This window comes from Acinetobacter sp. CFCC 10889 (assembly GCF_003268395.1).
Lineage (GTDB): Bacteria > Pseudomonadota > Gammaproteobacteria > Pseudomonadales > Moraxellaceae > Acinetobacter.
The window spans coordinates 48883-74083 of record NZ_LQXQ01000006.1; the positions used below are offsets into that span (position 1 = coordinate 48883).

Below are 25201 nucleotides of genomic sequence, written 5' to 3' on the forward strand. Positions count from 1 at the left end.
TGTTAAATTATGAATAATTAAATTAATATTATTCTTAAAAGGAATAATTTGTGGATTTAAAAAATTTAAAAATTTTTCGTACGGTTGTAGAAGTGCAAAGTTTTTCTCTAGCAGCAGAAAAATTATGTATGACTCAACCGACGATCAGCAAAGCCATTGCCAATTTAGAACATGAATTACAATCAGCACTCTTTAAAAAGGGGGAGGCAGGGCGTAAACGTGAGGTACATTTAACTTATACAGGTGAATTAATCTACCAACATGCGGTGACGATTTTAGAAGAACAACAAAAAATTTATGACACCATTCAACAAGTACAATATCTGAAAAAAGGTAAATTGACCATCGGTTTACCACCTTTGGGTTCTGTGTTATTTAGTCCATTAATTGCATTATTTCATCAACAATATCCTGAAATTGAACTTAGATTTTTAGAAGTTGGTGCAAATGGTGTAGAGGAAGCGATCGCTGCAAAAACGGTAGATGTTGGTATTTTACTGGGTAATCTAAGACCCAATTTTTCAGCGATTCCAGTATTAGACTCACCTTTGTGTTTATTATCAGCCAAAAATTCAAAGTGGAAAAATCGACAAAATGTAGATTTTATTGAACTAAAAGAGGAGTCATTTTTACTATATGCTGACTCATTTACCTTAAATAATGTGATAATCGCAGCAGCACAAACGGCGGGTTTTGAACCACATGTTGTGTGTAAAAGTGGGCAATGGGACTTTATTTCAAAAATGGTTGAGTTCGATATGGGCTTGGCACTATTACCTAAAATTTATTGTGATCAGTTGGATCAAGCACATTATAATACGGCGCTTTTGACACAGCCCAATTTAAATTGGACTCTTAGTATGGCATGGAATAGATCAGTCACGATGAGTCCCGCAACACATGCTTGGTTGGATATTATTGACCATCATCGCGATAAAATTCACTTTTAAATTTTTCACAGAAAATCACCTACTATAATTGTATTATCAGGGCATTGAGTTGGTTTGTTTAATTTGTATTGAATTGAATCATTTGCTAAAGCCAAGCCTGCTACACCGAAACTTGTATTCAATAAAATTTCTTTTTTCGATTTGTTATCTCGCACCCCTATTATTTGATGATTTGAATCATAAATTGCGGTTTGGTTTTTATTAAAAATGAATAAAAAATCTTTTTTTGTGTCAGGTATATTTGCAATTAAACACTGATTTTTAATAGATAAAATCATTTCTTGTTCTTTTTCTTGTAAAAGGATTATAGGTTTAAGATGAATAGCATTTTGATCAGCAATGAAAGGTAGTTGTCTATTCATCTGTAATTCTTTTTCTTTAGTCTGTTTATGCAAATTATCGTCAGTTTTTATATTACAAGCACTTATGAGGGTGACTACAAATAGATTAAATACTAATAGAGGTCTAAATTTCATTTTTAATTTCCTTTTTATTTATTATTCAATTGAATCATCAACTTTAATCCTAAAGCATTCAAAAGAGCAGTTCTAGCATGTGGATGTCGTTTGGTTTCCTGCTGAATTAAATCTTGAAAACGTGTTTTGAAACCCTCTTTAGGGTAATGCTTTAAAATTTCAGTATGATAATGTTGTGAAATATATTCAGGTTGAGTACCAATCACATCATAGGCAGTTGCTTGCTGTAAAAGTAAAGTTTCTTTTGCCAAAGTAGGATCATTTTCATCTAAATGACCATTCATATGTAGACAGATCGCATCTGAAATTTGTTGCGTTTTATGGGTAGGATAATGATGTCGATGACAAATACTTTCTGAACGTAAGGCACTTTCAAATGTAAAGCATTGGCAGTTTTGATATTCAGCTTTTGGATTTGCCAAAGCCACATCATGTAATAAACTGGCTATTAAAAAATTCTCCTCATCAAATTGCCATTGTTTGATATTTGCAATAGCCACACCCCAAAAATAACACCGCCATGAATGTAAAATCGTTTTTTGGCAATGGGTTTGTTCTAATTCAAAAAGGGCATCTTTGATGATCGCAGTGTCAGGAATGTTTATTTGCTCTCGTGTCAAATGATTCACAGTTGATGCTTTGGTAAATCTTGATTTTACAAAATGAGAAGTCGCAGGAAGCATCACTTTTTGCATCAAAGTCATTTTATCTTTAAAACTTAATTTGCCTTGCGTTAAGGTCATCCAAGCACGATCACCAAGCATTTTTATTCCTTTTATTAAAATTAGAGTAATTGCTCTAATTTATTGTGCATGGAAATATTCAAAAATGCAATTTAAAAATAGATGAGTATTTAAGAGAAAAATTCTATATTTTTAACGCAAATTTTGATGATCGGATTTTTTTTGTATGCAAAATGTACAAATAGAATATATTTTGTCAAACAATTTGATTTAATAAATTTAATTGTTTGATTTTATTGATTATTTTTTTGTTTTAAAAGTGTAATGCAAGTGCTATATTTGCGCCGTTATCGCAGTGCAGTAGCTGAAATGTTTTCGTTTTTGTCCATCGAGTTTTGTCTGTTTTTCATTGCCTTTTTTTGTATTTATTGGTCATTTCGTTTTAGCCCGAAAATACAAAATATGATTTTGATCCTGTTTAGTTATACGGTGATTTATCTGATGGCAGGTGAATTACCTGTATTGATTTTATTTGGATTTACCAGTGCGGTTTTTCTGATCAGTGTTTTGATGGAGCGCTATACACAGCATAAAAAGAAATTATTATTACTTGGTATTGTGCTGACTATTGCACAATTATCTTTATTTAAGTTTTATGACTTTTTCAAAGCGCAAATCACGCTTGCATTTGATAGCTTAAATTTAGACAGTTCTGGTCTGGTGGCAAATCTGATTTTACCTTTAGGGATTTCGTATTATTCATTTCAAGCAATTAGCTATTTGGTTAGTCGTTACCGTGAAGAAGTTGGAGTACCGCGCTTTAATTTTAGCGATTTACTCATGCACTTTTCATTTTTTGCCACCATTACCGCAGGACCGATTGCACGTGCGCAAAGTGCCAAAGGCTTAACGGATATTCAAGGACACGCCTGTGGTATGAGTGAGCAAATTCGTTCATCACAGCGCCGTCATATTTTATTTCCAAGTTTGGCATTTTTATTAATCGCTTTGGCATTGGTGAAAAAATGGTGGATTGCAGGATGGTTGGCTGATAATTGGGTCAATCCAGTCTTTGCAAATCCGATGCAATATCATAGTTTAGAAGTGCTCGCTGCGATTTACGGTTATACCTTACAACTATTTTTAGACTTTTCGGGCTATAGCGAAATGATGATCGCTTTTGGTCTACTACTTGGCTTTAAATTGCCTGTCAATTTTAGAGCGCCATTACTTGCGCATAATATTCGTGATTTTTGGGACAAATGGCATATTAGTTTGTCGACATGGATTCGTGATTATATTTATATTCCGTTGGGTGGGAGTCGTGGCGGTTTTGTACGTACCCAATTTAATTTATTGTTGGCGATGGTACTTTCAGGTGTTTGGCATGGCTCAGGTTGGAATTTCTTTTTATGGGGGCTTTTTCACGGTTTAGCTTTGGTACTGCTCAATGTTGCAGACAAACTTTATGAAAAAGTATTTAAAGTTTCAGCGAAAGAAGCCCGTGATGCATTGTACAAATCGAGTTGGATCGGCAAAGTCTTAGGTGTATTTGTGACGATTAACTTTGTTTGTTTTTGCTTTGTGTTTTTCCGTGCGAAAACTTTTGAAGAAGCGATACAAGTTTTTCAAGCGTTATTTACTAATTATATCAATGTGCAATGGTCAAATAATCCATTGTATTTATTAACTTTATTAACAGTTTCTTGGATTGCATATCCATTTATCAAGCGTCTATTTTCAATACAAAAAATGCGTTTTGAGATATTACCGAAATATGCACTTTTTGTACCTTTACTGATTGTTTTTATTGTCATTGTAATTTGTGCCCCATCAGGCATTCCTGGGTTTATTTATGCCAACTTCTAATTCAAATGAAATAACAGATTTAAACGTTGATTATCAACAGGCTACAGCACAGGATCACATTGAAAATGATCACTGGCAGGGTGTGCTTTATACAGTATTATTTTTAGTGATAACAGCGGTTTTAGGCATATGGATTATGCAAAATTCAGTGAATGCCTATTATCAGCAAACTTATCATCAAGATAGTCCACTCAAGTTTTTTGATGAATATCCAATTTGGCAAAAAGGCGGTGAATTGGGCACCTTGTTTTATGCTGAACACGATGTCGCAAAAAACTCAATTCAGCAAAATAATCAATATATTGTCGATATCTTCAATCATGATTATGCTTATACCGCAGCGTATAAACAGCAATTGGCTGAAAAAGCCAAGCAAGAAAAAATTCGTTTAGCCAAAGAAGCAGCAGCACGTGAGCATCAAAATTTACTGAATCAATTTAGCTTAACGAAAAATGATCAAGTATTTTTTGCAGGTGATTCTTTGATGCAAGGGGTTGCACCATTTGTACAAAAGCATTTACTGGAAAATTATGAAATTAAAACAGTGAATCTTAGTAAACAAAGTACAGGATTATCTTATCCAAGCTTTTTTGATTGGCCAAAAACCATTAAAGATACGATTATAAGCAATCCTGATATTAAAATTTTGGTGGTTTTCTTAGGACCAAATGACCCTTGGGATATGCCAAATCCGAAAGGCGGAACGTATTTAAAATTTAAATCACCTGAATGGGAAGCCATTTATCGTTCACGTATTATCGAGATTATTGATACAGCGAAACAGCATAATGTCAGCGTGATGTGGTTAACGCCACCAAATATGCGTAAACCCCAACTCAATGAACAAATGATTTATTTAAATCAATTGGTTGCAGATCAGGTACAAAAAAGTAAAGCATTCTTCATAGATTCTCGACCTATTTTAGGTAATAAGAACAATGTTTATAGTGATTATTTGGTTAAAGATGGTCAGTCAATTAAAATGCGCAGTGCGGATGGGATTCATTTCTCCGCTGAAGGGCAAAAAGCGATTGCAGATGTGATTAGCCAACATTTAAAAGTGATTCAGTAATCAACATCTAATTAGAGATTCGATTTAGGTAAATTCATGACAATGATTAAAAAAACGCTTGTTGCAAGTATTTTAACAAGCCTTGCAATTGGACAAAGTTTTGCAAGTAATTTAACTAATTTTAATGAGCCAAATACTGCTAAGTTAAATGCAGCGATCCAAAATCGTGATGTACATGTGGTGCAGTTTGGTGACTCGCATACTGCCGCAGATGAAATGACCAATGTTCTACGTCAACAACTGCAAAATGCTTTGGGTAATGGGGGTATGGGTTGGGGTATGCCAATGTATTTTTCGGGTCAGCGTATGGCACGATTTGGTTATGACAACTCAGGTTGGAGTCCTATTTCAAGTCGTACCCAACGTAATGATAATTATACTTTGGGCGGTTTAAATGCTGTACCACAACATGCAGGTGCAACATTAACCATCAAAGCAAAACAGTTTGAACAAGCGCAAAATATTTTAGTCAGTATTCGCCAAGCAGCCAACGATGCAGCATTTACAGGAGTGGATGCTGATGGAAAAAGTTTTACACTAGAAGCACCTATTAAAAACAACCGTTGGCAAACCGTGCGTTTTACAGCAAAACTGCCATTTACCATTACTGCACAGCATAACCAAAACTCAGCTTTAGGTGGATGGTGGGCGAAAAATCAAAATGGTTCAGGTGCGGTTGTATCAGCTTTGGGAATTAATGGAGCGGAGTTGTCTTATTGGAACCGTTGGAGCAATGATTGGCAAAATGAATTGACTGCTGTTGCGCCAAATTTAGTGATTTTGGCGTATGGTACTAACGAAGCATATAATGATAACCTAGATGTTGAACAAGCACGTTCTATTTTAGTTGATAAAATTCAAAAGATTAGAATAAGTTCACCACAAACGGCGGTGATGATCATATCTGCACCTGAAAGTTTAAAGCGTACAGGAGGTGAGTGTGGTAGCCGACCGATTAAATTAAGTGCAGTTCAAAGCATGCAATTAGAAGTCGCTCAATCTATGCATACCTTATATTGGGATTGGCAAAAAGCAATGGGCGGTAGTTGTTCAATGAAATCTTGGATCAATCAAGGTTTAGGGCGAGCAGATGGCGTACATTTCTCAGCATCAGGTTATCAGCGTTTAGGGCGTAGTTTGGCTGCTGATGTGCTCAATCTTTCAGGTGTAAATATAGATCATACTCAACCTACATCAAACACGGAACCGAATAATAACAATTCAACACCACTCACCAATTATGGACAACTTGGCTTTGCACAAATCTGTTTAGAAGGTTCTAATGAGTGTAAAAGCATTGGGCGTTAAGACTTAATGAAACTTGGAAAATATACGTAATTGAATGGAGTATTTTGATTCAATTACGCTATTTTCTATAAAATGCTCACAACAAAGCTTTTATTTAGACAGAATAAATTCCCAAATAATATAGCCAAGCGTAAAGCCAAGTAATGAATACGCAGTAATGATAAAAAATACAAAACTCGCTTTATTATGCTTTCGTAAAAAATTCATAGTAATCAGCCTTTATCAGTTGATGATTTATTGTGACTTATTTAAATTAAAATAAAAGGTATAGAAATGCGTTAAAAAACTATAACAGATGCGTTTTTTTGTATTGATTATATGAGTTTATTGATAATTTTTCAGATAAATAGTACATCTGTATCGGTTTTTGTACATTAAAATAAATCAGGATTCAAACTTTTAGGATTTAATATCTATAAAATTACAAATCAAATGTTGAATATATTTAATAATTATATATTATGAAAACATATAATGTTTATTGAGTGATCAGATATGCATCCCTATCTAAATGCCTTGCTTGGCGGTGCGTTATTAGGCATTGCTGTAGTTGGCTATTTATATGCCAACGGTAGAATTGCAGGAATTAGTGGATTAATTGGACAACTTTTCAATAAAACAGGCTTCTTCCAACGCCCAGCAACATGGTTTTTATTGGGCTTATTTGTGACCCCTTTTGTCTATGGTCTATTTTTCACTCCAAAGATCGAGATCAATGCATCTCCATTGGCAATGATAATTGCAGGCTTATTGGTCGGTTTTGGTACACGCTTAGGTTCTGGATGTACCAGTGGGCATGGGATTTGTGGAATCAGTCGACTGTCTAAACGCTCAATGGTGGCAACAAGTGTGTTTATGCTCGCAGGCTTTATCACCGTTTACGTGATGCGTCATTTATTGGGATGGTAAATATGAAAAATATCTTGGCTTTTATTTTTGGTGGTTTATTTTCAATAGGTTTGATGTGGTCTGGTATGGCAAATCCTGAAAATGTCCTCAGCTTTTTAGACTTATTTGGTGAATGGAATGCCAGTTTGATGTTTGTCATGATTGGTGCAATCAGTGTGGCATTTATTCCATTTCAAAAAGCCATCCGTAAACCTGTGACACTATTTCATGAAAAAATTGAATTACCAACATCAACACAAATTGATAAACGTTTAATTCTTGGTGCATTAATTTTTGGTATAGGCTGGGGAATCGCAGGAATTTGTCCCGCACCTGCATTTACTTTGATTGGTTTAGGGTATTATCAAGCGATCTATTTCATTGCGGCAATGTTCATTGGTGTATGGTTACATCGCAAATTTGATGGAGCAAAATAATATGCAAACAATTGTGGTACAAGATTTTTTTGATGAAAATACCCATACTTTTAGTTATGTTGTTTCAGATCCAATCACATCGCAATGTGCCATTATTGATAGTGTTTTAGACTATGATGCGGCTTCAGCAAGTACCACAACGACGCATGCGGATTTGATTATCGCTTATATTCAAGCCAATAATTTAAAAGTACAATGGATTTTAGAAACCCATGTACATGCTGATCATTTAACTGCTTCACAATATTTAAAAGAAAAATTAGGCGGAAAAGTCGCAATGAGTGCGAAAATCAGTGAGGTACAAAAGACCTTTTCTGATATTTATCACTTTGAAAATACGGAATATTTTAATGTGGCTTTTGATTATTTATTTGCAGCAGATGAGACATTTAAAATTGGGCAACTGGATGCTTATAGTATTGCGACACCCGGACATACGCCTGCCTGCTTAAGTTATGTGATCGAAGATTGTGTTTTTGTCGGTGATACTTTATTTATGCATGACTATGGCACAGCACGTTGTGATTTTCCCAAAGGAAGTGCATCACAACTTTATGATTCTATACAGAAAATATTTTCATTGCCTGAGCATTTTCGACTATTTTTATGTCATGATTATTTACCTCAAACACGAACAGAATATCAGTGTGAAAGCAGTGTAAAAGCACAGAAATTAAAGAATATTCATGTGCATATTGGCATAGAAAAAGCAGATTTTGTACATATGCGAGAGCAACGTGATGCAACTTTAGCTATGCCAAAGCTGATCTTACCCGCAATTCAAATTAATATGGTCGCAGGGCATTTTCCTCAAGCTGAAAGTAATGGTGTGCAGTATTTAAAAATTCCATTTAACTATTTTAAATCCTAGAATATTTTAGGATTTATTGATCATATATCTATGCTGTGCTGCGTTTGAATCTGCTGAATTTTAGTTTGAATACTGTGAATTAAACAATCTAAGCCATGCTGAATCTCTGCTGTCCATGTAAATGAACAATTTAAACGTAAATAATGCTGCTGAGAATTCAGCATGTTAAAGAGCTGACTAGGTGTTACATCTATATTTTGTTGAATAAGATCGTGATAAATATCCATACTGTCTACAGAAATCGGCAGTTTGATCCAGAGAAAAAAACCACTCGCATAAGAAAAAATTTGGCATTGTTCAGGTAAATTTTGTTCGAGATAATGAAAAATTTGTTTCTTATTGCGTTCTAAATTGCGTCTGAGTTGACGTAAGTGCTTTTCATAATGGTGATGTTGTAAAAACTCAACTAAGGCATTTTGTAAAAGCGCATTGGTTGAAATAGTGCTCATGAGTTGTAAATGTTGAATTTTATTTGAAAATTTTCCAGCATGTACCCAGCCAACTCGAAAGTTAGCACCTAAAGTTTTAGAAAAAGAAGAACAATGTAAAACCCAATTGTGTTGATCAAAGTGTTTGACAGATAGTGGCTTTTTTTGACCAAAATACAATTCTTCATAGACGTCATCTTCAATCAAATACACTTGATATTGATGTAAAAGTTCAGCAATTTTTTGTTTGGTATCATTGCTTGCAGTAAAGCCAATGGGATTGTGGCTATTGAGCATCAACCAACATACTTTGATGGGATAATTTTTTAAAATGTGCTCAAAGGCATCTAAATCAATACCTAAACGAGGATGTTCAGGCACAGTAATGACTTTCAGCCCCAATCTTTCAGCAGCCTGCCAAGCACCGTAAAAAATCGTTTCTTGTAAAACAATATAATCACCCGCTTGTGCGACTGAAGCCAAAGCAAGATTGAGTGCATCTAAACATCCTGACGTAATCACAAGATCATCGGCTTGAGTCGCAATGCCATGTAGACTGTAGCGCTGTGCAATGATATTTCGCAGTTCAATATTTCCGGGTGGAAAACTGTCCACATGCAAATAACTATTTTTAGAGCGAGAAAGTTGCCCCATGATTTGGGTCAGTTTTTGCGAATAGACCAATTCTGATGATGGAAATGCTGAACCTAAGCCCAAATTGCTTAAAGGTTGAATCGATTTGAGGTATTTAAAAATCAGCGAATTAATTTCAACTTGCGCATTGATTGATACGATAGTTTGAGAATTTTGTGATTTTTCATTTAAATAATCATTTACAAAATAACCTGATTTTTCTTTTGAATAAATTAAACCTTGTGCTTCTAGTGCTTGATAGGCATTCATCACTGTCATGAGGCTAAAACCCGAACGTTGCACCTGATCCCGCAAAGAGGGTAGTTTTTCGTTGGGTTTGAGCGTGCCATTTTCAATAAGCTGTCGAAGATGTTGTGCCAATTGGTCTGATTTATACATAAATACTCAAAATACTAATTTAGATATGCGTGGTCTGCACCTACGGCAAAAATAACGCCGATGCAAAACAACGCACAGTAAATAAAAAACCAAATAATCATACGTTTAAATGCTTTGTCTGAGATAGAGCTGTCAGCATATTGTGGTGCTTTTTTTGAATCTTGATCGTGGTTCATGGGAGTGATCTCATTTCAATCTGTATGTGTAGTATGAAAAAGATCAAAAAAAAGTGCTATACACAGAACTGTACTAAAAAAATATAACAGATCAACCAAATAAAACCTATCTGTTATATTTGAATATGGTTTATAGACTGAATTTGCATATTTTTAAAATTGAATCAAGAACAACTAAAACTGAATTTTCAAGCGTTGAATGCGTGGTTTGATATGTTCCCAACTGGTTGAAATCCAACAAATCAGTGAGCCTAATGTTACCAAGCATACACCATGCCAAAATTCGATCGACAATGTTGTTTGTAAAATCAACATGGAAAATAAGGTAGAAAAAATAGGGCTAAAATAAGAAAGTGTGACTAAAAACGTGATATTTCCTTTGATAATACCAATATTCCATGCGGCATAACCCAATGCTGTTGCAAAACCAACCGCAAGTAAATAGGGAAGAACTTCAAAATTGATTTTGGGGAGTGTCTCGAAAGAATGTGTCATCAGTAATTTTGTCCATAAAACTACTGTAATCATGATGAAATACAGAGCAATAGGATTATGTCCTTGACTATATTTTCGAGTAATCACACAATAAATCGCCCATAAAATTGCACCCATTAACGCCAAAATATAGCTGAATGGGTTGGACATAAAATGCGAGATCAGCGTAGATAAAGAAAGTTGATTATTGCCTGTTTGAATCCAAATGATACCACTCATACTGACCATTAAGCCAAAGACGACAAACAGGCTAAATTTTAGTTCTTTGAAAATAATCAGCATCACTACGGTTAGACTTGCCCATAAATAATTCACTAAACTAATTTCAATGGCTTGTTGAGGCGTTTGAGCAAGTGCAATCGCATAAGAAAAGCACAATTCATAAACTAAAAATAATAGAGATGCACCAATGAGATAAGCTTTTGGAATAATTTTTAAATTTGGAATTTTAAATATAATCAATAAGATAATCGCACTTAAACTATACATCAGTGTAACAGCATAATCAGCACCTAATAGACTACTCAGTTTTTTTAATAATCCAACCAAAGAAGACCAAAGCAAAATAGCACTAAAGCCAAGAAGCGTAGCGAGATTTTTTGACATGACGAAGCTGCTTTTGCCTAGAAAATAGGGCGTTTTAGGATGAAAAATTGATGTGCATAGTATAGTGTTTTTTTATTTTATTGAATGACGGATTTTAAGATTGAAAACAGCTTTTTAAGTGATTTATTTGAATGATTGGTAAAAGAGAAAAGTTTGAATACTAGGTGCAATAAATAAAAAAAGCTATTGCTGAATATCAAAAAATTAAAGTTTGAAAAATACGGAAATTTAATAGCAAAATCATATTTTTCAAGTTGAAAGGTGTATATTCAAGTCTGTTTTGAATTTTATGTTTAAGTCACAATTTATGACATCAATTTGGATTTTATTTACAGTTATGGCTGCATTTATGCAGGCATGGCGCAATGCTTTTCAAAAGCAATTAAGTCTCACGGTTGATGTGTATGGTGTGACTTTAGCACGTTTTATTTTCGGATTGCCTTTTGCGGTTTGCTATATCTATATTTTATATCAGCAGCAACCCTTGACCGTACAAGTTGAATTTACTGTTCGTTATTGGCTCTATATTGTTATTGCAGGACTCAGTCAGATTGCTGCAACGGCATTAATGGTGCAGCTCTTTAAACAAAAAAATTATGCAATTGGTGTGGGCTTAGCGAAAAGTGAAGCCATATTAGCTGCAATTATTGCAGTCGCAGTTTTACATGAAAAGTTAACAATATTAGGTTGGTTTGGGGTTGTACTTGGTGGCGTAGCAGTATTCTTACTGAGTAATGGCAAGAAAAAAGAACACATTTCATTGCAAACCTTGATGATCGGTATTGGCAGTGGCTTGTGCTTTGCGATTACTTCATTATTGGTTCGTGAAGCCAGTTTAGAGTTGAGTACATTGCCATATTTACATCGAGCAGCGTGGGTACTGCTCAGTATTATCGGTTTTCAATGTATTTCTATGTTGCTGTTTTTAAGTCTTTTTAGTCGAAAAACATTGTTAGCAATGTGGCAGAAAATCGGGCTTACTTTTAAAGTCAGCGTATGTAGTTTCTTGGCTTCTTTGGGTTGGTTTACGGCGATGAGTATGCAATCTGTGGCGATTGTAAAAACACTTGGTCAGATCGAAATATTATTTAGTTTATTGATTTCAGTGTATTTCTTTAAAGAAAAATTAGCTAAAACAGAGCATGTTGGGCTTGTTTTGGTGGTGATCGCTGCTATTTTGGTGATTTGGGCTTAGTTTGTCATAAGAAAGTGATTATATTTCATGAGGAAATTTAAACTGAAAATAAGCTTATCTGCATAGATATCCATAGAAATTGTGGATTTATTCATGGCTTAAATATTTGAAATATAAATTTAAATAGCATTATTGGTTATTTTTTGTTCGTTAATTCTAGAATATATCGTACTTACATAATGATACTGATCAATGGTGATATTTTAATGTTCAATCTGAGAAATGACCACTTTTAAGCCTTGTGGTTGATGATGCTGAAAGTTGATCATATAGGCATTTTTATTTAATAGAACATTCACCAAAGCTAAACCTAAGCCATGCCCTGTATTTTGTGCGGATTTTCGCCAAAAGCGTTTGGTTAATAATTGCAATTCCGCATCATTTAAACCAATACCATTATCTTGAACAATCAAATGATTATTCTGCATAAAAATTTCAATTTTTGTATAGGATTGAGCATGTAAATAAACATTTTCAATTAAGTTTTTTAAGACGATATGTAAGGTTGAAGCAGGCAGTTGTAAATTTGTCAGACTGTCCCATTGGATTTGTAAATGCGTATTTTCCAGTGCATATTTCAGGCTTAACTCTTGAATAACAAGTTGAAGTACTGCTGCGACAGGCGTATTTTCATGGGTTTGTTTACCATGTAATTCAGTTTTACTCAGTAACAGCAATTGTTCAAGTAGTTGTTGATAACGTTGAATACTTTGTTCTGCTTGTTGTAAATTTTGTGCCAATTTAGACTGTTGTTCACCAGATTGTTGCAGCATCAGCAAACTCAGTTGCACATTAGTTTTGATTGCAGTTAAGGGACTGCGTAGCTCATGAGCAGCAAAAGCACTAAAGCTTTTTTCATTTTCTAAGCTTTCGTTTAAGTTATGGATCAATTCAATTAGGCTGTCGACAAAAGGCTGTATTTCTGTAGGAATATTTTGAGTTTTTAATGCGGATAAATAGTGTGTAGCTTCGGATAAATTTTGCTTTTTTTGCGTGACATGTTGTGCAATTTGATCCAAAGGCTGAAATTCAATACGAATAATCCATAAAATCAAAAACACACATAAAGCTAAAGTAAAAATGAGTGGAATCAGTACCGATTTTAAAATTTGTGCAAGTAATGTTGCCCGTAATTGTAATTTTTCAGCAGAAACGACCTGAATTTGTCCCTTTTTTAAGGTGTAGCTGCGCCATTCAGTACCGTGGTGTGTCCATGTGCTAAAGCCTGAATTTTGACTACTGAGATTGTCAGGCGCATCTTGGGTGCGGGCAATGACTTTTTGCTCTGTCGAAATGTGTGAACTAAAAAATGAAACTTCACATGCAATTAAATTAGGGTTGGCATTTTCAGCATTTACAGATTCTAAAACACTCGGTAAATCATGCACGGGTAGATGACGAATCAAACGTGCGACCATATGGGCAGAGGCTGAAAGACGTTCATCTAAGGTCTGTTGTAATTGTTTTTGTAAATCATAGTATAACCAGCAAAAAACCATCGACCAGAGTAGGATAAAAACCATCAGTAAGGTCGAAACTAAACGCCATTTTAAGCTATAGCTTTTCATGGCTTTTCTTCTTGCTGTTCGGTCGAAGTTTTTAAAATATAGCCAACTCCACGCACAGTTTGAATTAAATCTGGATGAGTTTTTTGCCGTAAATGGTGGATATGTACATTTATTGCATTACTCTCAATACTGTCTTGGAAGCCATAGGTTTTGTCGATTAATTGTTCGGTGCGTAATACTTGATTTGGATACAGCATAAAGGTTTCGAGTAGGCTATATTCACGGCGGGACAGCGTTAAAGCTTGCTGTTGATAGTAAGCTTGTTGGGTATCTTGGTTAATTTTTAGATCAGCGATACTTAAAATATTAGATGAATAACCACGATGGCGCCGTGTTAAAGCATAAATACGTGCAATGAGTTCTGTTAAATCAAAAGGTTTACTGAGGTAGTCATCTGCACCTGCATTTAAGGCTTCAACACATTGTTGGGTTTGATTGCGAGCAGTGAGGACAAGAACAGGGACATGTAGTTGGTCTTTGCGCCATGCGGTAAGCAACTCTAAGCCATCTTGATCAGGTAAACCTAAATCGAGTAAACACAAATCTACTGCGCTTTTACGGATAAAATAATCTGCCGCTTGGGCAGTAGCAACATGCTCAATTGAAATATTTAAATAATCCAGTGCAGCTACGATACTTTGTGCAATATAGGGATCATCTTCCACCAAGACAACAAACATAAGTATTCCTCTGATCATGTGAGTATTTTACAAAGAAAAACAAGTCTTAATGTTCTCTTAACCCATTTTCGATGATAATGCTTTCAGTCACATTATTTAGATTGATTGATATGTTTATCAAAACCTTAACAGGTGTCGTACTGAGCTTGGCTTCGACAGCTATTTTTGCCAATGAGGATTTTTTACCCCCAGACCAAGCATTTAAATTTCAGGCACATTCTATTTCACAACAACAAGCCGAACTGAATTGGCAGGTTGCGCCACATTATTATCTATACCATGACCAATTTAAAGTCAGTGTAGGGCAAAAAGACCTGGTGCTAAAATTACCAAAAGGACATGAAAAAGATGATCCAACTTTTGGTAAGACCAATGTCCATTATAACCAAGTGACAAGTACCATTCAGGTTCAACCCAACCAACAATATAAGGTGCAATGGCAGGGTTGCTCTGAGGATGGACTGTGTTACCCATTACAGCATACAACCATTCAAACTGATGCTTCAGGTTTATTACCTCAACAAAAACTTGCTAAAGTTGGACTAAATACTTCAGAAAAATTATTGGAGAATAATCCAAATGAAAATAATCGGTTACTGAAAAATAAAGTTATAGAAGACACATTACCTGTTAAAGAACAAGCTACTGAATTAAATGCAGCAAAAAATGTAAATTCTGTAAGTACGCCTGTACAAGAGGAATTATCTGTAAGCCAAGTACAAGAAACTGATCAAATACAAGAAAATACGCCTTCAATTGTGCCTGTAGAGCAAAATCAATCTTTGCAAAATGAATGGAATAATGATCAATTTTTCTTGAAATTATTAGATCAACAAAACATATTTTTTAATATTTTTGTGTTTTTGGCTTTAGGAATTCTACTGGCATTTTTACCCTGTTCTTTGCCATTAATTCCTATTTTATCAGGCATTTTAGTACAACGTAGTAAGGGCTATAAAGCAGCAGCGATAGCATCCACTTTTGTGATCTGTATGGCTTTGGTTTATGGCTTAATGGGTGTCGTGGTGTCGCAACTCGGTTTTGGGATTCAACGTTGGTTTCAAAACCCGATATTTATCAGCATTTTTGCGATTTTATTTGTGGTATTTGCACTGAATTTATTTGGTTTATATCAAATCTCTTTGCCCCGTGGGTTGTTACAGCGTTTAGATAAATTACAACAACGTCAAAAAGGCGGAACTTTGGTGGGTGCAGGCATGATGGGTGCGATTTCTGCGCTGATCGTAGGTCCGTGTATGAGTGCACCGTTGGCGGGTGCTTTGCTGTATGTTTCACATCTTGAACAGCCTTTATTGGGTGGTTTTTATCTGTTTTTACTGGGCTTAGGCATCGGAATTCCATTATTTATTGCTAGCGTATTTGGGGCGAAATATTTACCAAAACCTGGGTTATGGATGGATCGTCTGAAGTTTAGCTTTGGTTTTGTCATGTTGTTGATGGCAGTCTATTTTGCACGTCCTTTATTGCCATCGGCTGTGTACTTTATTTTATTTGCAGTTTTACTGGGTGCAATGACGATTTATCTGTTCGCCATCATACGCCATGTTGCCAAACTACCTTATAAAATATTGGTTTTACTACTTGCTTTAGTCACAGCAAGTGCAGGGATTTGGCAAACCCGCCAAGCGCTTCAACAAATAAACTCAACGGAAAAATTAGCACAATTACATCCTTGGATCAAAGTCACCAATGCACAGCAACTTGAACAAGCACTGGCACAGAATACGCAAAAAGCCATTGTCATAGATGTTTATGCAGACTGGTGTGTAGCATGTCAACCGATTGAAAAAGAAGTTTTTCCTCGTGCAGATGTACAGGCTGCTGTGCAAGATGTGGTTCGGATTAAACTTGATCTAACTCATCCTGAGGCGTCACAAGATGAATTGTTAAAAAAATGGCAAATCTTAGGTCCACCAACGATGATTTTTCTGAATTCGCAGCAACAAGAAATGCGTGATTTACGCTTAACAGGTACTTTTACAGCGCCACAATTTTTGCAAAAACTCGCACAGTTAAAACAAGAGCATGGGCAATGATTTCTGCTGAAGCCATTCATTTGGGACCTTTTATGCTGCCATTTCCACTGCTTTTGGTGCTCTTGGCTTTAGTTATTGTCTACGTTGTTGGTAGGATTCTACAGAAAAAGCAGCAATGGTCAGTGCAAACTTGGCAGGTTTTCTCTGATTCTTTATGGACAACATTGTGGGTGGGATTGATCGCAGCACGACTGGCTTTTGTGCTGTTAAATTTGGATGTGTATGTGGCATCACCCATCGATATGATTAAGATTCAAGACAAAGGCTTTCATTTTTATGGTGGTGTAATTGCGGGTGTGGCATGGTTTTTATGGAAAAATCGTGCATTTAAACTGGAAAACAAAGTCATTTTTGTGACCATTTTCACTTTAATTTGTGCATTTAGTTTGGGGTTAAAACAGTGGCAAAAACCACAAAGTTTCTATCCCAATATGCAGTTTAGTAGCCTTGAACAACAGCAAACTCCTTTAAAACAATTTATCGGAAAACCTACGGTTATTAACCTGTGGGCAAGTTGGTGTCCGCCGTGTCATCGAGAAATGCCTGTTTTAGCACAAGCGCACAAGGATTTTAAACAAATTAATTTCGTCATGCTAAATCAAGGTGAAAGTGCTGAAAAAGTTCAAGCTTATTTAACTAAAAATCAATTTTCATTTCAGCATATTTTGCTAGATCCGCAGGGTGAACTTGCCAAAGAAATGAAAATGTTTGGTTTGCCAAGTACCTTATTTTTTAATGCACAAGGACAATTGGTTGACAGACATATGGGGGAATTGTCTCCTGCCATGTTGCAACAATATTTAAAGAAAATTTCGAATTCTGATCATTTAAAATAGGTGAAATTATGCAAAATATTCGTTATTTATCACGAAAAATCGCTTTAACTTTATGTATGTTTGGGAGTGTAAGTTCAAGCTTTGCACTCACACCATTACAGCAACAGATTGCGAATGAGGGTTTTGAATTTGTGAAAGAAATTCCTGCACCTGCCAATATGACAGGTTGGGCGGGGCACAGAGAGCAATATCCTGCAACAGTATTTATTTCCAATGATCAAAAATATTACATCGTAGGTGATTTATATAATGCCAAAGGTGAAAATTTATCGGTTGATGCTTTAAATACCCATGTCAGAGATGCAGTTCTGGACGATGTGTGGAAATCATTGGAAAAATCAACTTATATCCAAGATGGCAAAAAGGATGCGCCTCGTATCGTCTATGTTTTTTCTGATCCAAACTGTCCATATTGTCATCAGTTTTGGCAAAAAGCCCGTCCTTGGGTTAAGTCAGGTAAAGTCCAATTACGTCATATTCAAGTTGCTGTAATCCGTAAAGAAAGTCGTGGTCAAGTGGCAACATTATTGACCTCGAAAAACCCTGAGCAAGTTTTTAGCCAACTGAATTTAAAATCGGGGGATAAATCTTTAAAACCGATGCAAAATATTCCGGCTGAGATTGCGGCAAAAATTGATGCTAACCAAGAGCTGATGGATAAATATGGCTTCTTTGCAACACCTGCGGTGATTTGGAAAAGTCAGCAAGGTGAGTTTAAATCAGCACAAGGTATGCCAAAAGATTTAAAAGAAGTGTTTGAAAAGTAATTTTGAAATTGTAAAATTTTTAATGTGAATAAGATCTTAAATCTAGGATCTTATTCAAGTCATTTAGAAAAACAAGAACTCAATCCATCAGTAAATGTTGATATTCATCTGCCTGTTTGCGTAAAAAATCCCACACCAATTTGATGCGTGGTTCGTGTTGTAAATCGACCAAAGTCAGCATCCAAAAGGTATGTACAAAACGTACTTCAGCACTGAGAACTTGCTCAAGCTCAGGTTTTTCTTCAGCTAAGAATTTGGGCAATATTGCCAATCCTGCATCGGCACTCACAGCAATCTGCTGTGCCAAAATACTACTACTACGAAAGCTTGCATTGAGTTGTAAGGGAATCCGTTCTAGACAATACAATTCAGGGCTATAGACCAAGTCATCAATATAATTAACAAAACGATGTGATTTTAAATCATCAAGTTTATGAATGGGTTGGGTGTTATTTAAGTAGTTTTTGCTGCCATAAATTTTTAAACAATAATCTGTTAATCGAGTAATGATATATGGACCAGACTTTGGTCGATCAATCGAAATCACAATGTCAGCTTCACGATGTGATAGCTTAATCATTTTCGGAACAGGAATTAAATCAATGGTCAAAAGTGGATATTGTTTGGACAATTCTGCCAATAGCTTGGCTAAAAATGCGGTGCCAAATCCTTCAGGTGTGCCAATTCGCACACGTCCTTGCAAAGGTTGATGTGGTTTTTCAATTTGTAAAAAAGCTTGTTCCATTTGTTCAACTCGAGGAACGAGTGCCAAACCCTCCATTGTTAATTCATAGCCTGTGGCTTCTCGTTTAAATAACGGCGTACCTAAAGCTAGCTCTAAGGCTTGTATTCTGCGAGAAACCGTACTGTGCTCAACGCCGATCATACGGGCAGCATTGGTCAATGTTTTCGCACGTGCCAAAACTAAAAAGTATTGTAAATGATCCCAATCCACTTTCATTGTGGTGATGTTCCTTGTGCATATTTGCACAGCAATCGTGCGTTATTTTCTATTGGTCGTCAAATTTTTCTTTGTTAGTCTCAATTGAAACAGGAATTCTGAAATTAAGTTTTCGATTTTTAAAAGCTGCAACAACAAAAAATACAACCTATGGAGAGGTTATGAACACAATGTCAAATATTCAGTCAACGACAGCACAGTTGCTTATTAACGGTCAGTTTGTAGAGTCTAAAACCCAAGAGTGGCAAGACATCGTTAACCCTGCGACACAAGAAGTTTTGGGTCGTGTGCCAATGGCGACTTTGGATGAAGTTGATGCGGCAATTGCAGCTGCACAAGAAGCATTTAAGACTTGGCGTTTAACCCCAATCCAAGCACGTATGCGCATCATGTTGAAATTACAAGACTTGATTCGTGACAACATGAAAGACATTGCAAAAGTTCTTACAGCAGAACAAGGCAAAACTTTAGCAGATGCTGAAGGCGATATTCAACGTGGTTTAGAAGTGGTTGAGCATGCGTGTTCAATTGGTACTTTGCAAATGGGCGAGTATGTTGAAGGCGTGGCACGTGGTGTCGATACTTATACTTTGCAACAACCACTTGGCGTTTGTGCTGGTATTACACCATTTAACTTCCCTGCAATGATTCCTCTGTGGATGTTCCCAATGGCAATCGTTTGCGGCAATACTTTTGTGTTAAAACCTTCTGAGCAAGATCCATTATCAACCATGATGTTGGTTGAACTTGCAGTACAAGCAGGCATTCCAGCAGGCGTGTTAAATGTTGTACATGGTGGCAAAGAAGTTGTTGATCGTTTATGTACACATCAAGATATTAAAGCAATTTCATTTGTGGGTTCTACGGCTGTGGGTACGCATGTATATAATCTTGCAGGTCAACACGGCAAGCGTGTTCAGTCAATGATGGGTGCAAAAAACCATGTGGTCGTAATGCCAGATGCCAATAAAGATCAAACCTTAAATGCTTTGGTTGGTGCAGCTTTCGGTGCAGCAGGTCAGCGTTGTATGGCACTTTCAGTTGCAGTCATGGTTGGCGAAAGCAAAAATTGGGTCGATGAACTTGTCGAAAAAGCCAAAACTTTAAAAGTCAATGCTGGACATGAGCCAAATACCGATATTGGTCCTGTAATTTCTCCACGTGCTAAAGCTCGTGTAATGGATTTGATCAATAGCGGTGTTGAGCAAGGTGCTGAGCTGTTGCTTGACGGTCGTGATGTGCAAGTGGTGGGCTATGAAAATGGTAACTTTGTAGGTGCAACAGTATTTAATAATGTCAAAACTGACATGCGCATTTATAAAGAAGAAATCTTTGGTCCTGTCTTAGCGATTATCAATGTCGATACTTTAGATGAAGCGATTGAACTGATTAATGCCAATCCGTTTGGAAATGGTGTGGGTCTATTTACTCAAAGTGGTGCAGTGGCACGTACATTCCAAAACACCATTGATATTGGTCAAGTGGGTATTAACATTCCAATTCCTGTGCCTGTTCCATTCTTTAGTTTCACAGGTTCACGAGGTTCAAAACTCGGTGACTTAGGTCCTTATGGTAAGCAAGCGGTACAGTTTTATACGCAAACCAAAACCATTACCAGCCGTTGGTTTGAAGACACTCAAGAAAAAGGCGAAGTCAATACCACGATTAACCTTCGTTAATATCAATACATAAATATAAAAATACAGGAGTTCAAGGATGAATATTGCTTTTATCGGTTTGGGTAATATGGGCGGCAAAATGGCGCAAAATTTACTCAAAGCAGGCTTGAAAGTTACAGGTTTTGATCTGAGTGAAGTGGCAATTCAGCATTTTACTGAGGCAGGTGGGATTTTTTGTGAAAGCCCACAAGCTGCTGCCAAAGATGCAGATATTGTGATCAGTATGTTGCCTGCTGCCAAGCATGTCAAAGATGTTTATTTGGGTGAAAATGGTGTTTTGTCAGTCCTTAAAGCAGGTAGCTTATGTATTGATAGTAGTACCATCGACCCACAAAGCATCAAAGACATTGCCGCAGTTGGCGCTGAAAAAGGCATTAAAATCTGTGATGCTCCTGTATCTGGCGGTACAATTGGTGCGCAAGCAGGCACATTAACCTTTATGGTGGGTAGTGATGATGCTGTATTTGCACAAGCAAAAAATGTCTTACAACACATGGGTAAAAACATTGTACATTGTGGTGATGTGGGTGCGGGTCAAATCGCTAAAATTTGTAATAACTTGATTTTAGGTATTTCAATGGCTGCCGTTGCTGAGGGTATGGCGCTTGGTGCAAAACTTGGTATTGATCCGCAAGCCCTTGCAGGTGTGGTCAATAGTTCAAGTGGTCGTTGTTGGAGTTCGGATGTTTGTAATCCGTGGCCGGGTATTTCAGCCAATGCACCTGCAGGTCGTGGTTATACTGATGGTTTTGCCACACAATTGATGCTGAAAGATTTGGGTCTTGCGATTGAAGCAGCAGGACAAGCTAAACAACCGATTCTTTTGGGTGGTTTAGTGCAGCAAATGTACCAACAACTTTGCTTACAGGGTAATGCACAATTGGATTTTTCAAGTATTATTCAACAATATTTACCCCAAGAAAGCTAAGCTTTTAGCTTTCTTAAATCGCCTATGGATGGCAGAACACATTCCCCGTGTCATGAATAACAAAAAATCTAGACGGAGTTAGAAAATGTTGAACTATCAGGATGTAGCAACAGCATTTGATTTAAAACATGCTGCAAAAGAAATGTTATCAGGCAGTTTAGAGCAGCTTAATGCCAGCTATGAATGCTGTGATCGTCATGCAGAAGCAGATGAAAATAAAGTTGCTTTGTATTGGCAAGGCAAAGATGGACGTAAAGAACAATATACATTTAGCCAACTGAAACAATGGTCTAGTCAGTTTGCTAATTTCCTTAAATCGCAAGGTGTGGAAAAAGGTGATCGTGTTTCAGGTTTATTGCCAAGAACAGCAGAATTACTGGTCGTGATTTTAGGTGCTTGGCGCATTGGCGCAGTCTATCAACCCTTGTTTACTGCATTTGGTCCAAAAGCCATCGAACATCGTGTGCAAATGGCAAAAAGTAAATTGGTCATTTCTGATGTTGGTAATCGTAGCAAACTTGATGAGGTAGCAGATTGCCCTCAAATCGTGACAGTGGCGGATCGAGATGGGAATGGCGTACAACAAGGTGATTTAAACTTTTGGGATGTGGTAAATGCCCAGTCCGACCAATGTGAATTGGTGATGCAAGATATTCAAGCACCATTTTTATTGATGTTTACCTCAGGTACAACAGGTCCTGCAAAACCACTAGAAGTACCGTTAAAAGCTTTGATTGCTTATGGTAACTATATGCAAGATGCGATTGGTCTTAAAGAAGAAGATTCTTTTTGGAATATTGCTGATCCAGGTTGGGCATATGGTTTGTACTATGGCATCACAGGTCCGTTGTTATTGGGTCATGCAACTTTATTTTATGAAGGTGGTTTTAGCATCGACAGTCTTTGTCAGATTGTAAATGACTATAAAGTGACTAATCTTGCAGGTGCGCCAACCGCATATCGTATGATGATGGCAGCGGATCAAACACAAATGGCACAACTGAAAGGCAAATTCCGTGTGGTGAGTAGTGCAGGTGAGCCATTAAATCCTGAAGTATTCCGTTGGTTTAAGCAAGTCTTAGATGCCCCGATTTTTGACCATTATGGGCAAACTGAAGTCGGTATGGTGGTATGTAACCATCATGGTTTAAGTCATGATGTCAAAGCCGGTTCAGCTGGTTTTGCAAGTCCTGGCTATCGTGTTGCAGTTGTAGATGATGAAGGTAATGAACTTCCAGCAGATACCCCAGGAATCTTAGCAGTTGATATCGAACAATCACCGATGATGTGGTTTGGTGGTTATAAAGAAAGTCGTAAGTCACCATTTTTAAAGCATTATTATTTAACAGGTGATACAGCAGAATTACATGCAGATGGGAGTATGAGTTTTGTTGGTCGTAGTGACGATGTCATTACAACGTCAGGCTATCGTATTGGTCCATTTGATGTGGAAAGTGCTTTACTTGAACATGATGCGGTGATTGAAGCTGCTGTGGTGGGTGTGCCTGATCCTGAGCGTACTGAAATCGTCAAAGCTTTTGTTATTTTGGCTGAAGGTATGACTGCATCGGATGAGCTTGCGGAGCAATTGGGGCAATTTGTTAAAAAACGTCTTTCGGCACATGCTTATCCACGTCAAGTGGAGTTTGTGACTGAATTGCCGAAAACACCAAGTGGAAAAATTCAACGTTTCTTATTGAGAAATCAGGAAATTGCCAAACAGGCTGAAAGTAAAGCAAGTTAATTTTTATTGATCATTTAACTGTAAAAGTATTGCAATATCAGACTTTCATCGTGTATTCAGCATAAAAAATAATGTGTTAAAAATGCGATGAAAGCAAAAAATTATGTAAGGGAAAACGAGATGCAATTTACCGAAGAACAATTGTTAATTCAAGATATGGCGAGAAGTTTCGCACAAGAGCAAATTAAGCCAAATGCAGCTGAATGGGATCAACAGGGTACATTTCCCAAAGATGCATTGTCACAAATGGGACAGTTGGGTTTTTTAGGTATGTTGATCTCAGACCAATGGGGTGGTTCTGATACAGGAAATCTCGCATATGTCTTAGCACTTGAAGAAGTTGCAGCCGCAGATGGTGCAACTTCAACCATTATGAGTGTGCATAACTCAGTCGGCTGTGTGCCGATTGCGAAATTTGGTACAGATGAACAAAAAGAGAAATATTTAAAACCTTTGGCACAGGGTGAAATGATTGGTGCATTTGCTTTGACTGAACCACATACAGGTTCGGATGCTGCTGCGATTAAAACCCGTGCGGTCAAAGATGGAGATCATTGGGTGATTAATGGTGCAAAGCAATTTATACTTCAGGGCATAATGCAGGGGTAATTATTGTTTTCGCTGTGACTGATCCAAGTGCAGGTAAAAAAGGTATTAGTGCATTTATCGTACCACGCCACACGCAAGGTTATGAAGTGATTCGCACTGAAGAAAAGCTGGGTTTACATGCATCAGATACTTGTCAAATTGCCCTTACTGATGTGCGTGTGCATGAAAGTTTAATGCTTGGCAAAGAAGGTGAAGGTCTGAAAATTGCTTTAGCCAATCTGGAAGGTGGTCGTATCGGGATTGCAGCACAAGCAGTAGGTTTGGCACGTGCAGCACTTGAAGAAGCGACTAAATATGCCAAAGAGCGGATTACTTTTGGTAAGCCTATTTTTGAACATCAAGCTGTGGCATTTCGTTTAGCCAGTATGGCAACTGAAATCGAAGCAGCACGTCAACTTGTGCATCATGCAGCACGTTTAAAAGAAGCAGGACAGCCTTGTTTAAATGAAGCTTCAATGGCGAAATTATTTTCTTCTGAAATGGTTGAGCGTGTTTGTTCAGCAGCTTTACAGATTCATGGTGGTTATGGTTATCTAAAAGATTTCCCTATCGAACGTATTTATCGTGATGCACGAATTTGTCAGATTTATGAAGGGACGAGTGACATTCAACGTTTGGTGATTGCTCGTAGTTTATAAGCTCATTTATATATGTTATAGGCGTAGCTACATTTTACAGTAAGATTTAGATTAATTTGCGTAAGTAATGCCATACTTTTGAGGGATGAAGAATATATTCTGTAAGAGTATCAAAAATCCTTTGTTGGGACAGAGGTTCATCCTTGAACCTTGCCCCAACAGTGGCGACATCCATGTCGCCTTACACGATAGTAAATACATTGTAATTTAATCTTTTAAATACGGGTAATTTCTTTCGCAGATTAGTT

Annotated in this window: 23 protein-coding genes and 1 pseudogene; 15 read left to right on the top strand and 9 right to left on the bottom strand. The window is 36.7% G+C overall.

Annotated elements, in window-relative coordinates; translation table 11 throughout:
- The first annotated feature begins 50 nt into the window (after positions 1-50).
- Positions 51-950 carry a LysR family transcriptional regulator gene (locus tag AVJ19_RS03450; RefSeq protein ID WP_111858412.1) on the top strand — a complete coding sequence of 300 codons (900 nt, stop codon included), beginning with the start codon at positions 51-53 and terminating at the stop codon, positions 948-950.
- A 5-nt stretch (positions 951-955) separates the two neighbouring features.
- Here AVJ19_RS03450 and AVJ19_RS03455 read toward each other — a convergent pair whose 3' ends face one another.
- Positions 956-1426 (bottom strand): hypothetical protein, encoded by a 471-nt coding sequence (locus AVJ19_RS03455; RefSeq protein ID WP_111858413.1) that lies wholly within the window; start codon positions 1424-1426, stop codon positions 956-958.
- A 14-nt stretch (positions 1427-1440) separates the two neighbouring features.
- The gene (locus AVJ19_RS03460) at positions 1441-2190 is read right to left on the bottom strand and encodes a hypothetical protein (RefSeq protein ID WP_111858414.1); all 750 of its coding nucleotides are present in this window, start codon (positions 2188-2190) and stop codon (positions 1441-1443) included.
- Between the two features lie 381 nt (positions 2191-2571).
- On the opposite strand from AVJ19_RS03460, the gene AVJ19_RS03465 reads away from it, so the two are divergent.
- Genes AVJ19_RS03465 through AVJ19_RS03475 form a run of 3 tightly spaced genes read left to right on the top strand, consistent with a single transcriptional unit; the run spans position 2572 to position 6358 of the window.
- The gene (locus AVJ19_RS03465; RefSeq protein WP_228203278.1) at positions 2572-3978 is read left to right on the top strand and encodes an MBOAT family O-acyltransferase; all 1407 of its coding nucleotides are present in this window, start codon (positions 2572-2574) and stop codon (positions 3976-3978) included.
- Positions 3965-5050: a DUF459 domain-containing protein gene (locus tag AVJ19_RS03470; protein ID WP_111858415.1), complete on the top strand. Its 1086-nt coding sequence runs from the start codon at positions 3965-3967 to the stop codon at positions 5048-5050. The genes AVJ19_RS03465 and AVJ19_RS03470 overlap by 14 nt, the downstream gene beginning before the upstream one ends.
- A gap of 36 nt (positions 5051-5086) precedes the next feature.
- On the top strand, positions 5087-6358 hold the full coding sequence (locus tag AVJ19_RS03475; protein ID WP_111858416.1) for a GDSL-type esterase/lipase family protein: 1272 nt from the start codon (positions 5087-5089) through the stop codon (positions 6356-6358).
- A gap of 90 nt (positions 6359-6448) precedes the next feature.
- On the opposite strand, the gene AVJ19_RS22855 is transcribed toward AVJ19_RS03475, so the two are convergent.
- On the bottom strand, positions 6449-6565 hold the full coding sequence (locus AVJ19_RS22855) for a hypothetical protein (protein ID WP_416240565.1): 117 nt from the start codon (positions 6563-6565) through the stop codon (positions 6449-6451).
- Between the two features lie 288 nt (positions 6566-6853).
- Between AVJ19_RS22855 and AVJ19_RS03480 the strand changes: the two genes are divergently transcribed.
- The 3 genes from AVJ19_RS03480 to AVJ19_RS03490 are packed head-to-tail and all read left to right on the top strand — an operon-like array spanning position 6854 to position 8554.
- Positions 6854-7267 (top strand): YeeE/YedE family protein, encoded by a 414-nt coding sequence (locus AVJ19_RS03480; protein WP_111858417.1) that lies wholly within the window; start codon positions 6854-6856, stop codon positions 7265-7267.
- Between the two features lie 2 nt (positions 7268-7269).
- A complete protein-coding gene (locus AVJ19_RS03485; protein ID WP_111858418.1) occupies positions 7270-7683 on the top strand; it encodes a DUF6691 family protein in 414 nt (137 codons plus the stop codon).
- Between the two features lies 1 nt (position 7684).
- Positions 7685-8554, top strand: a complete 870-nt coding sequence (locus AVJ19_RS03490; RefSeq protein WP_111858449.1) for an MBL fold metallo-hydrolase — start codon at positions 7685-7687, stop codon at positions 8552-8554.
- A 20-nt stretch (positions 8555-8574) separates the two neighbouring features.
- Here AVJ19_RS03490 and AVJ19_RS03495 read toward each other — a convergent pair whose 3' ends face one another.
- The 3 genes from AVJ19_RS03495 to yddG form a co-directional block, all read right to left on the bottom strand.
- Positions 8575-10014, bottom strand: coding sequence for a PLP-dependent aminotransferase family protein (locus AVJ19_RS03495; RefSeq protein WP_111858419.1), 1440 nt, complete (start codon positions 10012-10014; stop codon positions 8575-8577).
- A 14-nt stretch (positions 10015-10028) separates the two neighbouring features.
- Entirely contained in the window at positions 10029-10190 is a 162-nt protein-coding gene (locus AVJ19_RS22175) for a hypothetical protein (RefSeq protein ID WP_171334153.1), read from the bottom strand.
- Between the two features lie 174 nt (positions 10191-10364).
- On the bottom strand, positions 10365-11291 hold the full coding sequence (gene yddG, locus AVJ19_RS03500; RefSeq protein WP_111858420.1) for an aromatic amino acid DMT transporter YddG: 927 nt from the start codon (positions 11289-11291) through the stop codon (positions 10365-10367).
- Between the two features lie 307 nt (positions 11292-11598).
- Here yddG and AVJ19_RS03505 point away from each other — a divergent pair, with 307 nt between their 5' ends.
- The gene (locus AVJ19_RS03505; protein WP_111858450.1) at positions 11599-12486 is read left to right on the top strand and encodes an EamA family transporter; all 888 of its coding nucleotides are present in this window, start codon (positions 11599-11601) and stop codon (positions 12484-12486) included.
- Between the two features lie 203 nt (positions 12487-12689).
- On the opposite strand, the gene AVJ19_RS03510 is transcribed toward AVJ19_RS03505, so the two are convergent.
- On the bottom strand, positions 12690-14054 hold the full coding sequence (locus AVJ19_RS03510; RefSeq protein WP_111858421.1) for an ATP-binding protein: 1365 nt from the start codon (positions 14052-14054) through the stop codon (positions 12690-12692).
- On the bottom strand, positions 14051-14734 hold the full coding sequence (locus tag AVJ19_RS03515) for a response regulator transcription factor (RefSeq protein WP_111858422.1): 684 nt from the start codon (positions 14732-14734) through the stop codon (positions 14051-14053). The genes AVJ19_RS03510 and AVJ19_RS03515 overlap by 4 nt, the downstream gene beginning before the upstream one ends.
- Positions 14735-14844: 110 nt before the next feature.
- Between AVJ19_RS03515 and dsbD the strand changes: the two genes are divergently transcribed.
- The 3 genes from dsbD to dsbG are packed head-to-tail and all read left to right on the top strand — an operon-like array spanning position 14845 to position 18394.
- Positions 14845-16791, top strand: coding sequence for a protein-disulfide reductase DsbD (dsbD, locus tag AVJ19_RS03520; protein WP_111858423.1), 1947 nt, complete (start codon positions 14845-14847; stop codon positions 16789-16791).
- Positions 16788-17627, top strand: a complete 840-nt coding sequence (locus AVJ19_RS03525) for a TlpA disulfide reductase family protein (protein WP_111858424.1) — start codon at positions 16788-16790, stop codon at positions 17625-17627. The genes dsbD and AVJ19_RS03525 overlap by 4 nt, the downstream gene beginning before the upstream one ends.
- 8 nt (positions 17628-17635) lie before the next feature.
- Complete coding sequence (gene dsbG, locus AVJ19_RS03530; protein WP_416240566.1) at positions 17636-18394, top strand: thiol:disulfide interchange protein DsbG; 759 nt, start codon at positions 17636-17638, stop codon at positions 18392-18394.
- 79 nt (positions 18395-18473) lie between these two features.
- Here the strand turns inward: dsbG and AVJ19_RS03535 are convergent, their stop codons facing one another.
- On the bottom strand, positions 18474-19355 hold the full coding sequence (locus AVJ19_RS03535) for a LysR family transcriptional regulator (RefSeq protein ID WP_111858425.1): 882 nt from the start codon (positions 19353-19355) through the stop codon (positions 18474-18476).
- Between the two features lie 161 nt (positions 19356-19516).
- On the opposite strand from AVJ19_RS03535, the gene AVJ19_RS03540 reads away from it, so the two are divergent.
- From AVJ19_RS03540 to AVJ19_RS03555, 4 genes and pseudogenes are all read left to right on the top strand, one after another.
- The gene (locus AVJ19_RS03540; protein ID WP_111858426.1) at positions 19517-21034 is read left to right on the top strand and encodes a CoA-acylating methylmalonate-semialdehyde dehydrogenase; all 1518 of its coding nucleotides are present in this window, start codon (positions 19517-19519) and stop codon (positions 21032-21034) included.
- Positions 21035-21071: 37 nt separating this feature from the next.
- The gene (gene mmsB / locus AVJ19_RS03545; RefSeq protein ID WP_111858427.1) at positions 21072-21962 is read left to right on the top strand and encodes a 3-hydroxyisobutyrate dehydrogenase; all 891 of its coding nucleotides are present in this window, start codon (positions 21072-21074) and stop codon (positions 21960-21962) included.
- Positions 21963-22047: 85 nt separating this feature from the next.
- Positions 22048-23706, top strand: a complete 1659-nt coding sequence (locus AVJ19_RS03550; protein WP_111858428.1) for an AMP-binding protein — start codon at positions 22048-22050, stop codon at positions 23704-23706.
- Positions 23707-23826: 120 nt separating this feature from the next.
- Positions 23827-24953 (top strand): annotated as a pseudogene (locus tag AVJ19_RS03555) (acyl-CoA dehydrogenase family protein).
- Positions 24954-25201 lie beyond the last annotated feature (248 nt).

What these genes read in the sequence shown, in the direction of transcription:
- AVJ19_RS03470 (WP_111858415.1), top strand. Translation starts at nt 3,965, where the DNA reads ATGCCAACTTCTAATTCAAATGAAATAACAGATTTAAACGTTGATTAT.
- AVJ19_RS03550 (WP_111858428.1), top strand. Translation starts at nt 22,048, where the DNA reads ATGTTGAACTATCAGGATGTAGCAACAGCATTTGATTTAAAACATGCT.
- yddG (WP_111858420.1), bottom strand. Translation starts at nt 11,291, where the DNA reads ATGTCAAAAAATCTCGCTACGCTTCTTGGCTTTAGTGCTATTTTGCTT.
- AVJ19_RS03540 (WP_111858426.1), top strand. Translation starts at nt 19,517, where the DNA reads ATGAACACAATGTCAAATATTCAGTCAACGACAGCACAGTTGCTTATT.
- AVJ19_RS03535 (WP_111858425.1), bottom strand. Translation starts at nt 19,355, where the DNA reads ATGAAAGTGGATTGGGATCATTTACAATACTTTTTAGTTTTGGCACGT.
- dsbG (WP_416240566.1), top strand. Translation starts at nt 17,636, where the DNA reads ATGCAAAATATTCGTTATTTATCACGAAAAATCGCTTTAACTTTATGT.
- AVJ19_RS03505 (WP_111858450.1), top strand. Translation starts at nt 11,599, where the DNA reads ATGACATCAATTTGGATTTTATTTACAGTTATGGCTGCATTTATGCAG.
- AVJ19_RS03510 (WP_111858421.1), bottom strand. Translation starts at nt 14,054, where the DNA reads ATGAAAAGCTATAGCTTAAAATGGCGTTTAGTTTCGACCTTACTGATG.
- AVJ19_RS03495 (WP_111858419.1), bottom strand. Translation starts at nt 10,014, where the DNA reads ATGTATAAATCAGACCAATTGGCACAACATCTTCGACAGCTTATTGAA.
- AVJ19_RS03465 (WP_228203278.1), top strand. Translation starts at nt 2,572, where the DNA reads ATGATTTTGATCCTGTTTAGTTATACGGTGATTTATCTGATGGCAGGT.
- AVJ19_RS03460 (WP_111858414.1), bottom strand. Translation starts at nt 2,190, where the DNA reads ATGCTTGGTGATCGTGCTTGGATGACCTTAACGCAAGGCAAATTAAGT.
- dsbD (WP_111858423.1), top strand. Translation starts at nt 14,845, where the DNA reads ATGTTTATCAAAACCTTAACAGGTGTCGTACTGAGCTTGGCTTCGACA.
- AVJ19_RS03475 (WP_111858416.1), top strand. Translation starts at nt 5,087, where the DNA reads ATGACAATGATTAAAAAAACGCTTGTTGCAAGTATTTTAACAAGCCTT.
- mmsB (WP_111858427.1), top strand. Translation starts at nt 21,072, where the DNA reads ATGAATATTGCTTTTATCGGTTTGGGTAATATGGGCGGCAAAATGGCG.
- AVJ19_RS03515 (WP_111858422.1), bottom strand. Translation starts at nt 14,734, where the DNA reads ATGTTTGTTGTCTTGGTGGAAGATGATCCCTATATTGCACAAAGTATC.
- AVJ19_RS22855 (WP_416240565.1), bottom strand. Translation starts at nt 6,565, where the DNA reads ATGAATTTTTTACGAAAGCATAATAAAGCGAGTTTTGTATTTTTTATC.
- AVJ19_RS03455 (WP_111858413.1), bottom strand. Translation starts at nt 1,426, where the DNA reads ATGAAATTTAGACCTCTATTAGTATTTAATCTATTTGTAGTCACCCTC.
- AVJ19_RS03525 (WP_111858424.1), top strand. Translation starts at nt 16,788, where the DNA reads ATGATTTCTGCTGAAGCCATTCATTTGGGACCTTTTATGCTGCCATTT.
- AVJ19_RS03480 (WP_111858417.1), top strand. Translation starts at nt 6,854, where the DNA reads ATGCATCCCTATCTAAATGCCTTGCTTGGCGGTGCGTTATTAGGCATT.
- AVJ19_RS03490 (WP_111858449.1), top strand. Translation starts at nt 7,685, where the DNA reads ATGCAAACAATTGTGGTACAAGATTTTTTTGATGAAAATACCCATACT.
- AVJ19_RS22175 (WP_171334153.1), bottom strand. Translation starts at nt 10,190, where the DNA reads ATGAACCACGATCAAGATTCAAAAAAAGCACCACAATATGCTGACAGC.
- AVJ19_RS03485 (WP_111858418.1), top strand. Translation starts at nt 7,270, where the DNA reads ATGAAAAATATCTTGGCTTTTATTTTTGGTGGTTTATTTTCAATAGGT.